This is a genomic window from Leptonema illini DSM 21528, assembly GCF_000243335.1.
Classification (GTDB): domain Bacteria; phylum Spirochaetota; class Leptospiria; order Leptospirales; family Leptonemataceae; genus Leptonema; species Leptonema illini.
The window spans coordinates 4,009,953-4,027,015 of record NZ_JH597773.1; the positions used below are offsets into that span (position 1 = coordinate 4,009,953).

Consider the following 17,063-nt stretch of genomic DNA (forward strand, 5'->3'; position numbering starts at 1 on the left):
CGTGGCCCTTGATTTAGGTCGGTAGTTCAATGGTCAGAATAGGGGTCTCCAAAACCTCTGATGGGAGTTCGATCCTCCCCCGACCTGCCAGCGGTGGTCTATTATATGTGGAAGTTTTTAAAAGAGACCAGAGAAGAAATGCGGCACGTTGTGTGGCCGGCAAGAGAAGAAGTCGTGAACTCGACCATCGTCGTTATGGTGTCGGTCGTCGTGATCTCTCTTTTCCTGTACTCCACCGACTTCGTATTCGAAAAGATTTTCGAATTCTTCGTCGGCCTGGGCTCGGGTTGAGTCCGCGGTGCTCATTTTATGAAGCAGTGGTATGTAATTAAGACGTATGCCGGCCATGAGAAGAAGGCCAAGACGAACATCGAGAAGATGGTGGAAAGCCGCGGCCTTCTTGCGCGAGTAGGGCAGATCAGTGTTCCTACTATTAAGATGGCTGAGATGAAAGGCGGGAAGAAGCGCATCGTCGAGAAGAAGTTTATGCCCGGCTATGTTATCGCCGAGCTGGATCTTGATGATAACCTTCAGGCGCTGATCCGCAGGCTTCCTTCTATTTCGGGCTTTGTCGGGAATCCTGACCCTCAGCCGCTTACGGCGGACGAGGTGAAGAATCTTCTGAACGTACAGAGTCAGGAAGAAGAAGAGGCGAATGTAACGAGCATGCTCTTTCGTGTTGGTGAGACGGTCAAAATCATTGATGGACCGTTTGCCAACTTTGCAGGCGTCGTAGATGAAATTATGCCCGAAAAAGGGCGATTGCGAGTTCGTGTGGAGATCTTCGGGCAGGCCACTCCGGTGGAGTTGGATTACCTGCAGGTCGCCTCGAACGTCGGATGAGAATTCAGTACAGGTCATAGGAAATGGCACAGAAGAAAATCGTCACTCAGATCAAACTCCAGGTGCAAGCCGGTAAGGCGACACCCGCTCCTCCGGTAGGTCCGGCTCTCGGTCAGCACGGCCTGAACATTATGGAGTTCTGCAAGCAGTTTAATGAACGCACAAAGAACGACGTGGGCATCAAAATCCCCGTTGTGATCACGGCATACTCTGATCGTAGTTTTACATTTATTACGAAGTCACCGCCGGCTCCTCTTCTTATTAAGAAAGAGCTCGGGCTTGAGGCGGCGGCTGCCACTCCCGGCAAGACGATCGTAGGAAAGATCAAAAGATCACAGCTTGAGAAAATCGCTGAGATCAAGAAAGAAGACCTGAACTGTTATGATACGGCAGCAGCCGTCCGCATCCTTGCCGGATCCTGCCGTTCGATGGGTATTGAGGTGGAGGACTGAGATGAATCGCGGTAAGAAATGGAAAGCGGCCTACGAAAAAATTAATCCGGGCGAGCTGCTCTCGGTAGAAGAAGCTGCCTCGAAAATCGGCGAGCTGTCGACGACGAAATTTGACGGGTCGGTAGATGCCTCCCTCAAAATCGGCTACAAATCGCTACAGAATGTGCGCGGTATCGTGCGCCTGCCGCATGGCACGGGTAAAAACATCCGTGTATGCGTCATCGCCAAGGCCGACAAGCATGCTGCGGCGAAAGAAGCCGGCGCTGAGTTTGTCGGCGCAGAAGACATCATTGAAAAGATTCAGACTGAAAAGTGGACGGATTTCGATGCTTGCATCGCTACTCCTGACATGATGCCGAAAATCGGTAAACTCGGTCAGATCCTCGGTCGTAAGGGCCTCATGCCCAAGCCGAAGGCCGGAACGGTCACCGATGATGTCGCTACGGCGATCAAGAACGTGAAGGCCGGTCAGGTTGAGTACAAGGCCGATAAAACCGGCGTTGTAGCCGTCCCCGTCGGGCGTGTCTCGTTTGGCCAGGAGAAGCTGGCAGAGAACATCCGTCATCTTTATCAATCGATCATCAGAGATAAGCCCTCTGATGCGAAGGGCGAGTATGTGAAAACCCTTCATATCTCTCCGACCATGGGCCCTGCTCTTAAGATCAATGCCCGAAATCTTATCTGAGGTGAACCATGCCCTCCGTAGAAAACAAAGATAAAATCGAAACCATTTCTGCCATACTGAAAGAGAAGCCGAATTTCGTCGTCACGACGTACTCGGGCCTCGATGTGGAGAAGCTTACAAAGCTGCGCGGACAGATCCGTCAGGCCAACGGGACGATGAAGGTTCTTAAGAACACTCTCTTCCACCTTGCCCTGTCTCAGTCCGAAGCCCATAAAGAGGCGGCCGACGGACTGAAAGACGTTCTGAAAGGACCCTGTGCCGTAATCTTCGTAACAGACGACGTTCCGACTGTTGCGAAGATCGTGGTGAACGAGGGGAAGACCGAGGATAAGCTCGCCCTGAAAGGCGGCTACTTTGAGGGGCGCTTTCTTCCGAAGAGCGAGGTTCAGGCCATTGCCGATCTGCCTTCGAGAGGCGAGCTGCTTGCCATCATCGGTCGCGGCCTGAATACGCCGGCTACGAAAATCGCAACCGGCATCAATCAGATTATGGCCGCACTCGCTCGGGGTATCAAGGCCGTTGCGGAAAAAAATAGTTAATCGAGCACAACAAGGAATACAATTAGGGATAAGGAGAAAACAATGTCAGTAGATGCATTGCTTGAGCAGATTGGTTCGCTCACTCTCGTTGAGGCAGCTGAACTCGTAAAAAAGATGGAAGACAAATTCGGCATCTCCACAGCCGCTCCGGTGGCTATGGCTGCAGTTGCTGCACCTGGTGCTGGCGCTGCTTCCGATGAAGACGCAAGCTTCAACGTAGTTCTGAAGGGCTTCGGTGACAAAAAGATCGACGTAATCAAAGTCGTTCGTGAAGAAACCGGTCTGGGCCTCAAAGAAGCGAAGGATCTTGTTGAGAAGGGCGGTCAGACTGTGAAAGAAGGTCTTTCTAAGGCTGATTCCGACACTCTCAAGAAAAAGCTGGAAGACGTTGGAGCTCAAGTCGAGCTTGTCAAGGTCTGAGATTTTCAGCGATAGGAATGCCCGGCTTAACAGGTCCGGGCTTTCCTTTTCTTTTTTCTTAGCCTGCAAAACAGGCTGCGCTCGCGCGCATACACTCATCGAACCGGTTCGGCACCTCCTATGATGGAACAGAAGCAGTTGAATGTTGAAAATCTGGGTAAGATCACGGATTACTCCTATCTTCCCGATCTCATCGAGATTCAAATCAAATCCTATGAGGATTTTCTCCAATATGATGTTCCGGCGCCGAAGCGGCAGCCGCGAGGACTGGAGGCCGTCTTTCAGGAGACCTTTCCTATTGAAAGCTCCAACGACGACATGGTCCTGGAATACGATTCCTATGCCTTTGGCGAGGTAAAATGGCCTCCCGAAGAGTGCAAGAGTCGCGGACTGACATATCAGGCCCCACTGAAGGCCACGATTCGTCTTATTAATAAGCAAACTTTCGAAGTGCGAGAGCATTCCGTCTACATGGGCGACATCCCGCTCATGACCGACCAGGGTACGTTTATCATTAACGGAGCGGAGCGCATCGTCGTATCGCAGCTGCACCGTTCCCCTGGCATCTTCTTCTTTTATGATCAGGAGAAGATGGTTCACTCGGCCCGCGTGATTCCGTATCGCGGCTCCTGGCTTGAGGTCGAGCTGGACAACAAGGGCATTATCATGGCCCGTATCGACCGCAAGAAGAAATTCCCGGCCACGCTTCTTCTGAAGTCGCTTGGAGCAGGTAGCAACGAAGACGTGCTGCGCCTTTTCTATAAGACCGAAGAGATTAAACTTGCCGGCGCTCAGAAAAAGGATCTCGGTCGCATTATCGGTCGTCGCCTTGCCTCCGCTGTGAAAAACCCCGAAACCGGTGAAACGCTGATGTTCCCGGGCGAGGCGATCAACGAAGACAATATCGGTATTCTCAAAGAACTGAAAGTGAAGGGCGTCGAGCTTCTGATCTTCCCCACCGGAAGGGACGATACCTTCCTTATTAACTGTCTTGAAAAAGACGGAACGCACACAGAGCAGGAAGCTCTGCAAAAATTTTACCACATCATGCGTGCCGGTGAACCTTTCGACGCCGACGCCGCTCGTTCGGAACTCGATCGACTGTTCTTCAGCGATCGATCCTACGATCTCGGTGAAGTCGGTCGTTACAAGGTGAACAACAAGTTCCGTTTCATTAACGAGAAAGACTTCACCGACGTGAAGGATCGTTGTCTCCGTCCGATCGACCTGATCGAGACCTTCCGCTATTTTGTGAATCTCGTAAATGAGGTTCCGGGCTATCACTACGACGATATCGATCACCTGGGCAACCGCCGCATTCGTTCTGTCGGTGAGCTTCTTCAGAATCAGCTGAAAACCGGCTTTGCCCGTATGGAGCGCGTCGTTAAAGAACGTATGAGCATTCAGGATCTGGCCTCGGTCACTCCGCAGGCGCTTATCTCGATCAAGCCCATCATGGCCGTGATCAACGAATTCTTTGGATCGAGCCAGCTGTCTCAGTTTATGGACCAGACGAATCCGCTGGCAGAGCTGACGCACAAGCGTCGCCTGAACGCTCTTGGCCCCGGTGGTCTGACGAGAGAACGTGCCGGCTTCGAGGTGCGTGACATCCACTATTCGCACTACGGCCGCATGTGTCCGATTGAAACGCCCGAAGGACCGAACATCGGACTTATCGTGTCGATGTCGACGTTGACTCGCGTAAACCCATACGGCTTCCTTGAAACCCCCTACCGCAAGGTGGCGAAGGGCAAGGTATCGGCCAACGTCGAGTATCTGACGGCCGATATCGAAGAGCACTATACGATCGCTCAGGCGAATGCTCCTCTGGCCGAGGATAGCACGTTTGCAAACAAGATGGTATCCTGTCGCCGTATGGACGACTTCCCCATCGCCGCTCCCGAAGAGATCAACTACATGGATATCGCGCCTTTGCAGGTTGTATCTGTGTCCACCGCTCTGATTCCCTTCCTCGAACATGATGACGCGAACCGGGCCCTGATGGGTTCGAACATGCAGCGTCAGGCCGTTCCGCTGCTGGCAGATGAGGCTCCGCTTGTGGGAACGGGCATGGAGGCTCGGGCCGCTTACGATTCGCGGACCTGCGTCACTGCGAAGGAAGACGGTGTCGTCGTAAAGGTCGACGCGAAACAGATCGTCGTAAAGATCTCGAATAAAGAGAATCGCGTGTACGACCTACGAAAGTTCTTGAGAACGAACCAGAGCACGATTTTCAACCAGCGCCCCGTCGTGCGTATGCTGCATGCGCCGGTGTCGGGCACGATCAAATCCGTTTCAGGCGATGCATGTGAGATCGAAGGCGATACGGGTGCCGTATCGGTCGCCCTGAAGGACGCTCATCGTGAGTACGAGCTCTTTGTAAAGAAGGGCGATAAGGTCGCAGAAGGCGAGATCATCGGCGGTCAGAAGGTTTTCTCTGAGAAGCGAGAAGATACCGGACGACTTGTGCGCAAGGCGACTATGCTCGCCGAAGGCCCATCTGTCGATCAGGGACGCCTGGCCCTTGGCCGGAACGTTCTTGTGGCATTCATGCCGTGGGAAGGCTATAACTTCGAAGATGCGATTCTCCTGAGCGAGCGTATCGTCAAAGAAGACGTTTTTACTTCTATTCATATTGAAGAATACGAGATTCAGGCCCGTGAAACGAAGCTCGGCCAGGAACAGATCACCCGTGATATTCCGAACCTGAGCGACAAGGCGTTCCGTGATCTTGATGATCGCGGGATCGTACGTATCGGCGCCGAGGTCCGTTCGGGCGATATCCTGGTCGGTATGGTCACTCCGAAGGGAGAGAGCGATCTCACTCCGGAATACAAGCTTCTGCATTCGATCTTCGGCGAGAAGGCCCGCGAGGTGCGAGATACGTCGCTGCGCATGCCGAACGGAACGGAAGGTATCGTCATTGATGTGAAGCATTATACGCGTGAAAACGGCGATGAGCTTCCTGCCGGTGTTGAGGCGATGGTGAAGGTTTACGTGGCGACGAAGCGCAAGCTTCAGGTCGGCGATAAGATGGCCGGCCGTCACGGAAACAAAGGCGTCGTCGCTCGCATCATGGCCGAAGAAGACATGCCTTACATGGAAGATGGAACTCCCATCGACATCGTCTTGAATCCGCTCGGCGTACCTTCTCGAATGAACATCGGGCAGATTCTCGAGACGATGCTTGGTTTTGCCGGCAAAAAGCTCGATACGATGTTTGAAAGCCCCGTTTTTGACGGAGCGAAAGAAGGCGACATCGAGCGTTTCCTGAATCAGGCCGGATTGCCCGATAACTGCAAGTTCGACCTGTATGACGGTCGTTCGGGCGACAAATTTGAGAATAAGGTATTCTGCGGATACATCTACATCCTGAAGCTGGCGCACCTTGTGGACGACAAGATCCACGCACGTTCGACAGGACCCTATTCGCTCGTTACACAGCAGCCGCTTGGCGGTAAGGCTCAGTTCGGCGGTCAGCGCCTCGGAGAGATGGAGGTCTGGGCTCTTGAAGCCTATGGCGCCTCGCATACTCTGCAAGAGCTTCTGACCGTAAAATCCGACGATATGATCGGACGGGCTCGCATCTACGAAGCGATCGTGAAGGGCATACATACGATTAAGCCGGGCGTGCCGGAATCGTTCAACGTTCTTCTGCAAGAGCTTCGCGGCCTGGCCCTCGATGTCGCCCTGCTGGATCCGTCCGGCGAACGCATCGATCTCAGCGACCTCGAAAGTGACGATCGCCAGGAGCGGAAGTCACGCATTCGAATCGAATCCATTGAGCGCATGTAAGGCAGGTAATATTTCATGAGTATGAATCGACCCACCGATTTTGATTCGATCAAGATCATGCTGGCCAGCCCGGAGCGCATCCGGGAGTGGTCATTCGGCGAAGTAAAGAAGCCCGAAACGATCAACTACCGAACCCTGCGTCCGGAACGCGAAGGCCTTTTCTGCGAAAAGATCTTCGGTACGATGAAGGACTGGGAATGCTACTGCGGTAAGTTCAAGTCCATCCGCTACAAAGGCGTGATCTGCGACCGTTGCGGCGTTGAAGTGACCCACTCAAAAGTGCGTCGCGAGCGTATGGGACACGTGGAACTGGCCACGCCCGTCGCCCACATCTGGTATTATCGTTCGGTGCCCAGTCGTATCGGTCTGCTTTTGAACATGACCGTTAACGAGCTGAAGAGCATCCTCTATTACGAGAAATACGTCATTATCGATCCGGCCGATTCCAACCGCGAGATCGGCGAGCTCATCGACGACGACGAGTACTTCGAATACCTCGACCTCTATGGCAACAAGTTCGTAGCCATGATGGGCGGCGAGGCTATCAAAGAGATGCTCAGTCGCATCGATATGGACGCCGAGATCCATGCCATCCGCGACAAAATCGCCGACGGTATCAAGGCATCTGACAAGCGCATCCTGAAGCGCCTCGAGATCCTCGAAGCCCTGCGTGAGTCGGGCAACCGTCCCGAGTGGATGATGCTTGATGTCGTGCCTGTCATTCCGCCCGAGCTGCGTCCTATGGTGCAGCTTGACGGTGGTCGCTTCGCCACGTCTGACCTGAACGACCTCTATCGTCGTGTCATTAACCGCAATAACCGTCTGCGGCGTCTGCAGCAGCTGCGTGCGCCCGATATCATCGTGCGTAACGAAAAGCGCATGTTGCAGGAGGCCGTTGATGCGCTGTTTGATAACAGCCGCCGTGCCAAGTCCGTTAAAGGAAAGGGCAACCGACCTCTGAAGTCGCTCTCTGACATGCTGAAAGGAAAAACGGGACGTTTCCGTCAGAACCTTCTCGGCAAGCGCGTCGACTATTCGGGCCGTTCGGTCATCGTCATCGGGCCGGAACTGAAGATCCATCAGATGGGCCTTCCGAAGAAGATGGCGCTTGAGCTTTTCAAGCCGTTCATCATGAAGCGCCTTGTCGATCTTGACCTTGCTCCGAACATCAAGACGGCGAAGAAACGCATTGAGGCCGAAGAGAAAGAGGTTTTCGAGGCCCTTGACGAAGTAATCAAAGAACATCCGGTGATGCTGAACCGTGCGCCCACGCTGCACCGTCTCGGTATCCAGGCCTTCCTGCCGACCCTGGTTGAAGGAAAAGCGATTAAGCTGCATCCGCTTGTCTGTCGTGCGTTTAACGCCGACTTCGACGGTGACCAGATGGCCATCCACGTTCCGCTCTCGCCGAAGGCGCAGATCGAAGCTTGGATGCTGATGCTCTCTCCGCACAACTTGCTGAACCCCGCGAACGGTAACCCGATCGTATCGCCGACGCAGGATATGGTGCTCGGGCTTTATCTGCTCACCTCGCAGCTGGACGGCGATATCGGTGAAGGAAAGACCTTCGCCGGTCTGGATGAGATCCGCTATGCCGTCGATGCAAAGGCCGTTGGTCTGCGTGCGAAGATCTCCGTGCTCTATGAGGGCCGTCTGCTTCAGACGACTCCGGGGCGTATCATCTTCAACTCCATTCTTCCGAAAGGCTATACCTTTGTAAACCGTGCCGTCTCTGATAAAGAGGCGACACGTATCATTGCCGAGGCCTATGATAAATTCGGCGCTCCGGCTACGGCTGAGATGCTCGACCGTTTCAAGGAGCTCGGATTCCGTTATTCGACGATGTTTGCTCCGTCGATCGCCCTCTCTGACATCAAGACCTCTTCGAAGAAGAAGGAACTGATCGCGAAGGCGAACGGAGAGGTCGAAGAGGTGACCCGCGCTCATAAAAACGGCGTGATCACGAACGAAGAACGCTATAAAAAGGTCATCGAGATCTGGACGCGAACCAACGACCTCGTAACGGAGTCGATGTTCGCCGAGCTCGAAAAAGACCAGCGCGGATTCAACCCCGTATATGCCATGGCGGCATCCGGAGCTCGCGGTTCGCGGGCGCAGATCCGTCAGCTGGCCGGTATGCGCGGCCTGATGGCCCGCCCCTCGGGCGAGATTATCGAGCTGGCCATCCGCTCGAACTTCCGTGAGGGCCTCGGTGTTCTTGAATTCTTCATCTCTACATCGGGAGCGCGGAAGGGTCTGGCCGATACGGCTCTGAAAACGGCCGATGCCGGCTATCTGACCCGTCGTCTTGTCGACATCTCTCAGGATGTGATCATCACCGAGCACGATTGCGGCACGACGGGCGGCGTCTGGATGAAGGCGGTGCGTGAAGGCGAGAAAACCGTCGTCACACTTGGCGATCGCTGCTTCGGTCGCGTTCTTGCCGCCGACCTGGTGGACCCGGTTTCAGGCGAGGTCGTATTCCCGGCCAACACGATGATAAACAAAGAGGCTTCGAAGAAGATCGATAGTCTCGGCATTGAAAAAGTATTCATTCGGTCCGCTCTGACCTGCGAAACGCGCTACGGTCTTTGCGGAACATGCTACGGCATGGACCTTGCCCGCCTGAAAACGGTGGAGCAGGGCGAGGCGGTCGGTATCATTGCCGCTCAGTCCATCGGTGAGCCCGGTACTCAGCTGACGATGCGTACGTTCCACGTCGGCGGCGTGGCGACCAACCTTCAGGTTAAAGACAATACCATCAAGATTCCGGCCGATGCTTTCGTGACAGCCGTTTCTGGCGGCATCGTGCAGCGTGAGAACGGCGACCGTGTGTTTGTTACTCGTGGTAACGTCGAATTCCAGCGCGTCTACCAGATGATGAAGGAAACCGATCTGAAAGGCCTTCGCGTCGAGAACGGCCAATCCGTGACTCCGGGCGAGATCCTTGCGAACTCCTTCGTGAACTCTCAGGGCCAGGAGACGAACAACCTCGTTGCCGAAGCCCAGGGCGTGGTCGCACTGGTTGACGGGCAGTTCTATCTCAAAGGTGAAACACAGAACATTCCTGTGAAGATCGGAACGGCGATTACCGTAACGACCGGGGAATTTGTTAAGGCTGGAACCGTAATCGGAACCTTTGATCCTTACAACGACGTCGTTCTTACCGATTCAACGGGCAAGATCGTATTCGAAGATATTGAGAAAGATAAGAACCTCAAGAAAGACGACGAAGGCAACTTCCGTATTTATGAATACCGACGTGAGAAGCTGAACCCGCGCATGCGCATCGGCTCCTCGGAGTATACCGTGCCGCTCAACGCCATTCTTTCCGTGAAAGAAGGGCAGGAGGTCACGGCGGGTGACATTCTCTTCAAGCTGGTTGCTGCGGCCGAGAAAACACGGGATATTACCGGCGGTCTTCCGCGAGTAGAAGAGCTTTTCGAAGCACGTCGTCCGCGAGATGCCTCCACGCTCGCAGAGATCGACGGTATGATCGAAGATCGCAACGAGGTCGTAAAGGACAAGCGTGTGCTCTACATCGTACCGGAAAGCGAAGAGCGCGAGAAGGTGAAGATCACCATCCCGACAGGCAAGCGCATCCTCGTGCGTAACGGCGACTACGTGCGAGCCGGCGACCAGATCGACGAAGGTACGCTTGATCCGCACGACATTCTGCGCATTCTCGGCGTTGAGGCACTGCACCAGTTCCTGATCCAGGAAGTGCAGGAGGTCTACCGTCTTCAGGGCGTATTTATCAACGATAAGCACATCGAGATCATCGTGCGGCAGATGCTGCGCAAGATGGAGATCTCTGATCCGGGCGATACGGGCTTTGTCATGCGTCAGCAGGTCGACCAGTATGCCTTCCGCGACGAGAACGAGCGTGTTGTGGCCGAGGGTGGTGTGCAGGCGACGGGACGTCAGATCCTGCTCGGTATCACGAAGGCCTCGCTGAACACGGATTCGTTCATCTCGGCCGCATCCTTTCAGGAGACGACGCGTGTTCTTACCGATGCGGCGATCAAAGGCAAGCAGGATAGTCTGCTCGGCCTGAAAGAGAACGTGATTATCGGTCATCTGATCCCGGCCGGATCGGGACTGAAGTCTTACAAGAATATCGAGATCTTCTACAAGGAATATGGAGATATTCAGACCCTGTATCGGGAACGCAAAGACGAAGAGCGTCGTCAGATCGCTCTTGAGTCAGAGAGAGAATAAGATCGTGTCAGACCTCTTTTCATGTCGGTCTGACCGGGCGGCCTCCGAACAGGCAGGCCGCTTGCTCTCTTCTGAAAAACGGTTGCTCCGGCAGGGGCTCTGCATTTCGTGGTACTCCTTCCGGGCTGAAATGCTCGGGGTGGTATCATTTGTTTTGATCCCGCCCTCGATCTGAGGTCGGTTAATAGAACTTAAAGGAACAGGTTGGATTTGAGGTATGCCTACCATTAACCAGTTGATTCGTAAAGGTCGTAAAAAGCAGAAGCGTAAGACGAAATCGCCTGCACTGAAGGCCTGCCCCCAGCGTCGGGGCGTCTGCACTCGTGTGATGACCTTTACTCCGAAAAAACCGAACTCTGCCCTTCGTAAGGTGGCAAGGGTTCGTCTGACTACGGGTATTGAAGTAACGGCCTATATTCCGGGCGAAGGACATAACCTGCAGGAACACAACGTTGTACTCGTTCGTGGCGGCAGGGTGAAGGACCTTCCGGGTGTTCGTTATCACATCATCCGTGGTACGCTCGACTCGCTGGGTGTGGAAAAGCGCCGTCAGGGTCGTTCCAAATATGGTGCGAAGCGGCCGAAGGCATAAGGGAGTTTAGAAGATGTCAAGACGTACAACAGCAGTTAAAAAGCGTCCGCTGCAACCCGATGCGGTTTACAGCGATACGATGGTAACAGCTTTCATCAACTACATGATGCGCGATGGTAAAAAGACCACCGCAGAGCGCGTGTTCTATGACGCTATGGAAATCATCAAAAGCAAGACCGGCGACGAAGGCATCGAAGTGATGCGAGCTGCCATGGAAAACGTGAAGCCCGCCCTTGAAGTGAAATCACGACGGGTCGGCGGTGTGACGTATCAGGTGCCTATTGAGGTCTCTGTGGAGCGCCGTCAGACTCTGGCGATCCGCTGGCTCGTTCGCTACGCACGTGAGCGTAAAGGTCGTTCCATGGCCGAGAAGCTCGCAGCAGAGTTCATGGATGCGAAAAACGACACAGGCGGATCTGTGAAGAAACGCGAAGACACGCGCAAGATGGCCGAAGCGAACCGCGCTTTCAGTCACTATCGCTGGTGATTCAGGGAATAAGGAACAGGAAATTATATGGCACGTCAGATCCCTCTTCAGAGGACGCGAAACATCGGCATCATGGCCCACATCGATGCCGGAAAAACGACAACGACCGAACGCATCCTCTATTATACCGGAAAGACCTACAAGATCGGAGAGGTGCACGAAGGCGCCGCCGAGATGGACTGGATGGAGCAGGAGCGCGAGCGCGGTATTACGATTACGTCGGCCGCCACGACTACGTTCTGGAACGGCTCCGACAAGCATCTTGATCCGCATCGTATCAACATCATCGACACTCCGGGCCACGTAGACTTCACGGTTGAGGTGGAACGTTCTCTGCGCGTTCTTGACGGCGCCGTAGCCGTTTATGACGGCGTTGCCGGCGTTGAGCCGCAGACAGAAACGGTATGGCGTCAGGCTGACCGCTATGGCGTTCCCCGCATCTGCTATATCAACAAGCTCGATCGTATGGGCGCAAACTTCTATTATTGCGTCGATACCATTCGCGAGCGTCTTGGCGCAAACGGCGTTCCGCTGCAGCTGCCGATCGGCGCCGAGGCCGATTTTATCGGTATGGTCGATCTCGTAAATAATCGTGCCATCATCTGGTCTGGCGAAGAACTCGGAGCGAAGTTCGAGTATCGCGAGATCCCTGACGACCTGAAAGCGAAGGCCGAAGAATACCGCACGAAGCTGATCGAGTCGGCCGTCGAAAACGACGACGCTCTGATGGAGAAATATCTTGAAAGCGGTGAAATCACCGTTGAAGAGCTGAAGAAGTGCATTCGTATCGGAACCCTGAACATGAAGATGTTCCCGATCGTCTGCGGAACGTCTTTCAAAAACAAAGGCGTTCAGCCGATGCTCGACGCCGTTGTCGATTACCTGCCTTCGCCGCTCGATATCGAGGCGATCAAAGGGACAGATCCTGAAGACCCTGAGAAGGCGATGGAGCGTCACGCAGGTGACGATGAGCCGTTCTCGGCTCTTGCCTTCAAGATCATGACCGACCCCTTTGTTGGTAAGCTGACATTCTTCCGCGTTTACTCCGGAACCGTTACCAAAGGTAGCTACGTCTATAACTCGACGAAAGGCAAAAAGGAGCGCATCGGCCGTATTCTGCAGATGCACGCCAACAACCGCGAAGAGATCGATATCGTCTACGCCGGTGATATTGCCGCTGCCGTCGGTCTGAAAGACACGACTACGGGCGATACGCTCTGCGAAGAGAACAAAGCGATTATTCTTGAATCTATGAATTTCCCTGATCCGGTAATCGAGCTGGCCATTGAGCCGCTGACGAAAGCCGACCAGGAGAAGCTTGGAACGGCTCTGATGAAGCTTTCCGAAGAGGATCCGACCTTCCGTGTGAAGACGGATCAGGAAACCGGTCAGACGATCATCGCCGGTATGGGTGAGCTTCACCTGGAGATCATCGTCGACCGTCTGAAGCGAGAGTTCAAGGTTGAGGCAAACGTCGGTAAACCGCAGGTTGCCTACCGGGAAACGATCTCGAAGACGGCCGATGTGGAATCGAAATACATCAAGCAGACGGGCGGTCGTGGTCAATACGGTCACTGTTGCCTGCGTGTGTTCCCGAACGAGCCTGGAAAGGGCTACCAGTTCGTGAACGCCATCGTCGGCGGTGTGATTCCCCGGGAGTATGTTCCTGCCATTGATAAAGGTATTCAGGAAGCGATGCAGAGCGGCGTAATGGCCGGGTTCCCCGTCGTCGACATCAAGGTCGAAGTATATGACGGTTCCTACCATGACGTGGACTCGAACGAGATGGCATTCAAGATCGCCGGATCGATGGGATTCAAGGACGCCTGTAAAAAGGCCTCTCCGGTCCTGCTCGAGCCGATCATGGACGTCGAAGTTGTAACTCCGGAAGACTATATGGGTGACGTCGTGGGCGACCTGAACCGTCGTCGTGGCCGTATCCAGTCCATGGATCAGCGTGGAAACGCCAGGGTTGTTAAAGCTGAAGTTCCGCTCTCTGAAATGTTCGGTTATGCGACCGATCTGCGGAGTTCAACACAGGGGCGTGCCGCTTATACGATGCAATTCAAGCATTATGAGCAGGTTCCGTCCAATATTGCCAACGAGATTGCGGCAAAGGCGTCGGTTTAATCGCAGCTTTTTGAAAAATTGGGGCCACTGTTCGGATTTGCACTGGACAGGGTACCCTTTTTTAAAAATGTAGCAATCTCACGATTTTCGGTTCTAAAAATTTAAGAAGGTATAAGGTTATGGCTAAGGAAAAATTCGATCGTTCGAAGCCGCACGTGAACGTCGGGACTATCGGTCACGTCGACCACGGCAAGACGACTCTGACGGCCGCCATCACCACCGTTCTGGCCAAAGCCAAGGGCGGTAAGAACAAGGCTGTTAAATATGACGAAATCGATAACGCTCCGGAAGAGAGAGAGCGTGGTATTACCATTGCAACGTCTCACCAGGAATACGAATCTGATAACCGTCACTACGCACACGTAGACTGCCCCGGTCACGCTGACTATGTAAAAAACATGATCACCGGCGCCGCTCAGATGGATGCAGCGATTCTCGTTTGCTCCGCTGTTGACGGTCCGATGCCGCAGACTCGTGAGCATATCCTGCTCGCCCGTCAGGTCGGTGTTCCGTACATCGTTGTCTTCCTGAACAAAGTTGACGTTCTGAAGCCGGACGAGCGCGAAGAAATGACCGAGCTGGTTGCTGAAGAAATTCGTGACCTTCTCGAGAAGTATGGCTTCCCGCGTGAGACTCCGTTCGTTCAGGGTTCTGCACTGAAGGCCCTTGAAGGCGATCAGTCCGAACTTGGTGAGCCTGCCATCATGAAGCTGGTTGAAACTCTCGATACGTATGTTCCCGAGCCGAAGCGCGACGTTGACAAAGCATTCCTCATGCCGGTCGAAGACGTGTTCTCGATCACCGGTCGTGGAACGGTTGCTACGGGCCGTGTTGAAACCGGCAAGCTGAACGTATCTGACGAAGTTGAAATCGTCGGTGTTCGCGATACGGCGAAAAGCGTTGTGACTGGAATTGAAATGTTCCGCAAGCAACTCGACTTCGCTCAGGCTGGCGACAATATCGGCGCCCTGCTTCGTGGAACGAAGAAAGAAGAGATTGAGCGTGGTCAGGTTCTTGCCAAGCCGGGGACGATTACTCCGCACCGCAAGTTCAAGGCCGAGGTCTATGTTCTGAAAAAAGAAGAGGGTGGCCGCCACACTCCGTTCCAGAACAACTACCGTCCTCAGTTCTACTTCCGCACAACGGACGTTACCGGCACTATCATGCTGCCGGCTGGCAAAGAAGTTGTGATCCCGGGCGACAACGTCACTGTTGACGTTGAGCTTATCACTCCCATCGCTATGGACAAAGGTCTGAAGTTCGCCATCCGTGAAGGTGGTCGTACCGTAGGGTCCGGCGTCGTTGCTGAGATTGTAGAGTAAGGAATCGAGGTTTGAGGAATGGTCCAGCGTATCAGGGTTAAGCTGAAGGCTTTCGATCACAAGTTGATCGATCGATCCACGGCTGAGATTGTGGCCACTGCAAAGAGAACCGGCGCCAGGATTTCTGGGCCGATTCCTCTGCCCACGTCCATTGAGAAGTTTACGATTCTTCGTTCTGTTCACGTGAATAAAAAGTCACGTGAACAGTTCGAACTCCGAACTCATAAGCGTTTGATAGATATTATGGATACGAATCCGGATACGGTAGAGGCGCTGATGAAGCTGCAACTGCCTGCCGGTGTCAGTGTGGATATCAGGAGCTGATCCATGTCGAAAGGAATGCTGGCCCAGAAGCTCGGTATGACCCGAGTGTTCGATGAAAACGGAAAGCAGGTTCCGGTAACGGTGCTTTCCTGTGGCCCATGTTATGTGGCTGCCGTTAAGACGGCGGATAAAGACGGCTATAGCGCCGTTCAGATAGCCTTCGGTGAAACACGGGAGAAACTCCTGTCGAAGGCAGAGCTGAATCATCTGAAGAAATCGGGGCTTGGTGCCTTCAAGCACCTGAAAGAGTACCGTGAATTCTCGGGTGAAGTGCAGCCGGGCCAGCAGCTGTCCGTGTCCATCTTTCAAGCCGGAGAGATCGTAAAGGTTGTCGGGCAGAGTAAAGGAAAGGGATTTCAGGGCGTTGTGAAGCGCCACGGCTTCGGCGGTGGACGTATGACTCACGGCTCGAAATTCCACCGTGCTCCGGGCTCTATGGGGCCGGGCACCGATCCTGGAAAGGTTATTAAAGGGAAGAAGCTGCCCGGTCAAACGGGTGCGAAGCAGATTACTGTGCGTAATCTGAAGATCGTCGGAATCGACGAAGCAAATCAGCTTCTGTTCGTGAATGGCGCCGTGCCAGGTCCTCGAAAGTCTGTGCTGAGCATCGAGGTGCTGAAATGAAATATATTGTAATCGATAAAAGCGGAGCTCGTGGTGCTGAAAAAGACCTGCCCGCAGAGCTTGCCGTAAAGGAAATCTCTTTCCCTCTGATTCACGAGGTGGTAGAGATCGAGCGAAACAACCGTCGTCAGGGAACGCATTCCACGAAAACCAAGGCTATGGTCTCCGGTGGTGGAAAAAAGCCGTGGCGTCAGAAGGGAACAGGCTCGGCCCGCCAGGGATCAACGCGGAACCCTCAGTTTCGTGGTGGTGGAGTCGCTCATGGACCGCAGCCGCGAGACTACTCGAAAGAGATTCCGCGTGCGAAACGCAAGAACGGCCTCAAGCATATCCTCGCTCATAAAGCGAACCTGAATTCTCTTTTCGTCATCGATGGACTGAAGCTGGAGGATTACTCCACAAAGGTAGCATACGAGATCTTGAAGAAGGCGAACATTCTACCGTCCGAGACGGTGTGCTTTGTATTCGCTGATGGGGATCAGTTCGTAGAGCCGTCGGTGAGGAATATTCAACTGGTTCAGGCGATGAACGCAAAGCGCCTTCAGGCCCCTGAACTGTATCATAATTCGGCACTGGTAATGACCAGTGAAGCGTTCGATGCCGTTTCGGCTTCGTTCAAATGAGGGAAC

At 53.9% G+C, this 17,063-nt stretch carries 15 protein-coding genes and 1 tRNA gene; all 16 read left to right on the top strand.

The window, feature by feature from the left end; genetic code table 11:
* Nucleotides 1-15 precede the first annotated feature (15 nt).
* The 16 genes from LEPIL_RS18850 (at nt 16) to rplD (ending at nt 17,057) form a co-directional block, all read left to right on the top strand.
* Nucleotides 16-90: transfer RNA gene (locus LEPIL_RS18850), tRNA-Trp, on the top strand.
* Complete coding sequence (secE, locus tag LEPIL_RS18855) at nt 61-291, top strand: preprotein translocase subunit SecE (protein ID WP_245826885.1); 231 nt, start codon at nt 61-63, stop codon at nt 289-291. Before LEPIL_RS18850 ends, secE begins: the two co-directional genes overlap by 30 nt.
* Nucleotides 292-309: 18 nt before the next feature.
* Nucleotides 310-843, top strand: a complete 534-nt coding sequence (nusG, locus tag LEPIL_RS18860) for a transcription termination/antitermination protein NusG (protein WP_002775046.1) — start codon at nt 310-312, stop codon at nt 841-843.
* Between the two features lie 23 nt (nt 844-866).
* The gene (rplK, locus tag LEPIL_RS18865; RefSeq protein ID WP_002775047.1) at nt 867-1,295 is read left to right on the top strand and encodes a 50S ribosomal protein L11; all 429 of its coding nucleotides are present in this window, start codon (nt 867-869) and stop codon (nt 1,293-1,295) included.
* A gap of 1 nt (nt 1,296) precedes the next feature.
* Nucleotides 1,297-1,980, top strand: a complete 684-nt coding sequence (rplA, locus tag LEPIL_RS18870; protein ID WP_002775049.1) for a 50S ribosomal protein L1 — start codon at nt 1,297-1,299, stop codon at nt 1,978-1,980.
* 8 nt (nt 1,981-1,988) lie between these two features.
* Nucleotides 1,989-2,519, top strand: a complete 531-nt coding sequence (rplJ, locus tag LEPIL_RS18875) for a 50S ribosomal protein L10 (RefSeq protein WP_002775051.1) — start codon at nt 1,989-1,991, stop codon at nt 2,517-2,519.
* Nucleotides 2,520-2,561: 42 nt separating this feature from the next.
* Nucleotides 2,562-2,939 carry a 50S ribosomal protein L7/L12 gene (gene rplL / locus LEPIL_RS18880; RefSeq protein WP_002775053.1) on the top strand — a complete coding sequence of 126 codons (378 nt, stop codon included), beginning with the start codon at nt 2,562-2,564 and terminating at the stop codon, nt 2,937-2,939.
* A 120-nt stretch (nt 2,940-3,059) separates the two neighbouring features.
* Nucleotides 3,060-6,734, top strand: a complete 3,675-nt coding sequence (gene rpoB / locus LEPIL_RS18885; RefSeq protein WP_002775055.1) for a DNA-directed RNA polymerase subunit beta — start codon at nt 3,060-3,062, stop codon at nt 6,732-6,734.
* A gap of 21 nt (nt 6,735-6,755) precedes the next feature.
* Nucleotides 6,756-10,955, top strand: a complete 4,200-nt coding sequence (rpoC, locus tag LEPIL_RS18890; RefSeq protein ID WP_040920661.1) for a DNA-directed RNA polymerase subunit beta' — start codon at nt 6,756-6,758, stop codon at nt 10,953-10,955.
* A 217-nt stretch (nt 10,956-11,172) separates the two neighbouring features.
* Nucleotides 11,173-11,547, top strand: a complete 375-nt coding sequence (rpsL, locus tag LEPIL_RS18895; protein ID WP_002775060.1) for a 30S ribosomal protein S12 — start codon at nt 11,173-11,175, stop codon at nt 11,545-11,547.
* A gap of 13 nt (nt 11,548-11,560) precedes the next feature.
* A complete protein-coding gene (rpsG, locus tag LEPIL_RS18900) occupies nt 11,561-12,034 on the top strand; it encodes a 30S ribosomal protein S7 (RefSeq protein ID WP_002775061.1) in 474 nt (157 codons plus the stop codon).
* Between the two features lie 27 nt (nt 12,035-12,061).
* Nucleotides 12,062-14,164, top strand: coding sequence for an elongation factor G (gene fusA, locus LEPIL_RS18905; protein WP_002775062.1), 2,103 nt, complete (start codon nt 12,062-12,064; stop codon nt 14,162-14,164).
* A 119-nt stretch (nt 14,165-14,283) separates the two neighbouring features.
* The gene (gene tuf, locus LEPIL_RS18910; protein ID WP_002775063.1) at nt 14,284-15,486 is read left to right on the top strand and encodes an elongation factor Tu; all 1,203 of its coding nucleotides are present in this window, start codon (nt 14,284-14,286) and stop codon (nt 15,484-15,486) included.
* An 18-nt stretch (nt 15,487-15,504) separates the two neighbouring features.
* On the top strand, nt 15,505-15,810 hold the full coding sequence (gene rpsJ / locus LEPIL_RS18915) for a 30S ribosomal protein S10 (protein WP_002775064.1): 306 nt from the start codon (nt 15,505-15,507) through the stop codon (nt 15,808-15,810).
* 3 nt (nt 15,811-15,813) lie between these two features.
* Nucleotides 15,814-16,434, top strand: coding sequence for a 50S ribosomal protein L3 (gene rplC / locus LEPIL_RS18920; protein WP_002775065.1), 621 nt, complete (start codon nt 15,814-15,816; stop codon nt 16,432-16,434).
* Entirely contained in the window at nt 16,431-17,057 is a 627-nt protein-coding gene (rplD, locus tag LEPIL_RS18925) for a 50S ribosomal protein L4 (protein ID WP_002775066.1), read from the top strand. Before rplC ends, rplD begins: the two co-directional genes overlap by 4 nt.
* The last annotated feature ends 6 nt before the right edge of the window (nt 17,058-17,063 follow it).

Excerpts from the sequence above, each read along its gene's own strand:
- rplA (WP_002775049.1), top strand. The coding sequence starts at position 1,297 with ATGAATCGCGGTAAGAAATGGAAAGCGGCCTACGAAAAAATTAATCCG.
- rplJ (WP_002775051.1), top strand. The coding sequence starts at position 1,989 with ATGCCCTCCGTAGAAAACAAAGATAAAATCGAAACCATTTCTGCCATA.
- rplC (WP_002775065.1), top strand. The coding sequence starts at position 15,814 with ATGTCGAAAGGAATGCTGGCCCAGAAGCTCGGTATGACCCGAGTGTTC.
- rpoC (WP_040920661.1), top strand. The coding sequence starts at position 6,756 with ATGAATCGACCCACCGATTTTGATTCGATCAAGATCATGCTGGCCAGC.
- fusA (WP_002775062.1), top strand. The coding sequence starts at position 12,062 with ATGGCACGTCAGATCCCTCTTCAGAGGACGCGAAACATCGGCATCATG.
- rplL (WP_002775053.1), top strand. The coding sequence starts at position 2,562 with ATGTCAGTAGATGCATTGCTTGAGCAGATTGGTTCGCTCACTCTCGTT.
- rplD (WP_002775066.1), top strand. The coding sequence starts at position 16,431 with ATGAAATATATTGTAATCGATAAAAGCGGAGCTCGTGGTGCTGAAAAA.
- rpoB (WP_002775055.1), top strand. The coding sequence starts at position 3,060 with ATGATGGAACAGAAGCAGTTGAATGTTGAAAATCTGGGTAAGATCACG.
- tuf (WP_002775063.1), top strand. The coding sequence starts at position 14,284 with ATGGCTAAGGAAAAATTCGATCGTTCGAAGCCGCACGTGAACGTCGGG.
- rpsL (WP_002775060.1), top strand. The coding sequence starts at position 11,173 with ATGCCTACCATTAACCAGTTGATTCGTAAAGGTCGTAAAAAGCAGAAG.
- nusG (WP_002775046.1), top strand. The coding sequence starts at position 310 with ATGAAGCAGTGGTATGTAATTAAGACGTATGCCGGCCATGAGAAGAAG.
- rpsG (WP_002775061.1), top strand. The coding sequence starts at position 11,561 with ATGTCAAGACGTACAACAGCAGTTAAAAAGCGTCCGCTGCAACCCGAT.
- secE (WP_245826885.1), top strand. The coding sequence starts at position 61 with ATGGGAGTTCGATCCTCCCCCGACCTGCCAGCGGTGGTCTATTATATG.
- rpsJ (WP_002775064.1), top strand. The coding sequence starts at position 15,505 with ATGGTCCAGCGTATCAGGGTTAAGCTGAAGGCTTTCGATCACAAGTTG.
- rplK (WP_002775047.1), top strand. The coding sequence starts at position 867 with ATGGCACAGAAGAAAATCGTCACTCAGATCAAACTCCAGGTGCAAGCC.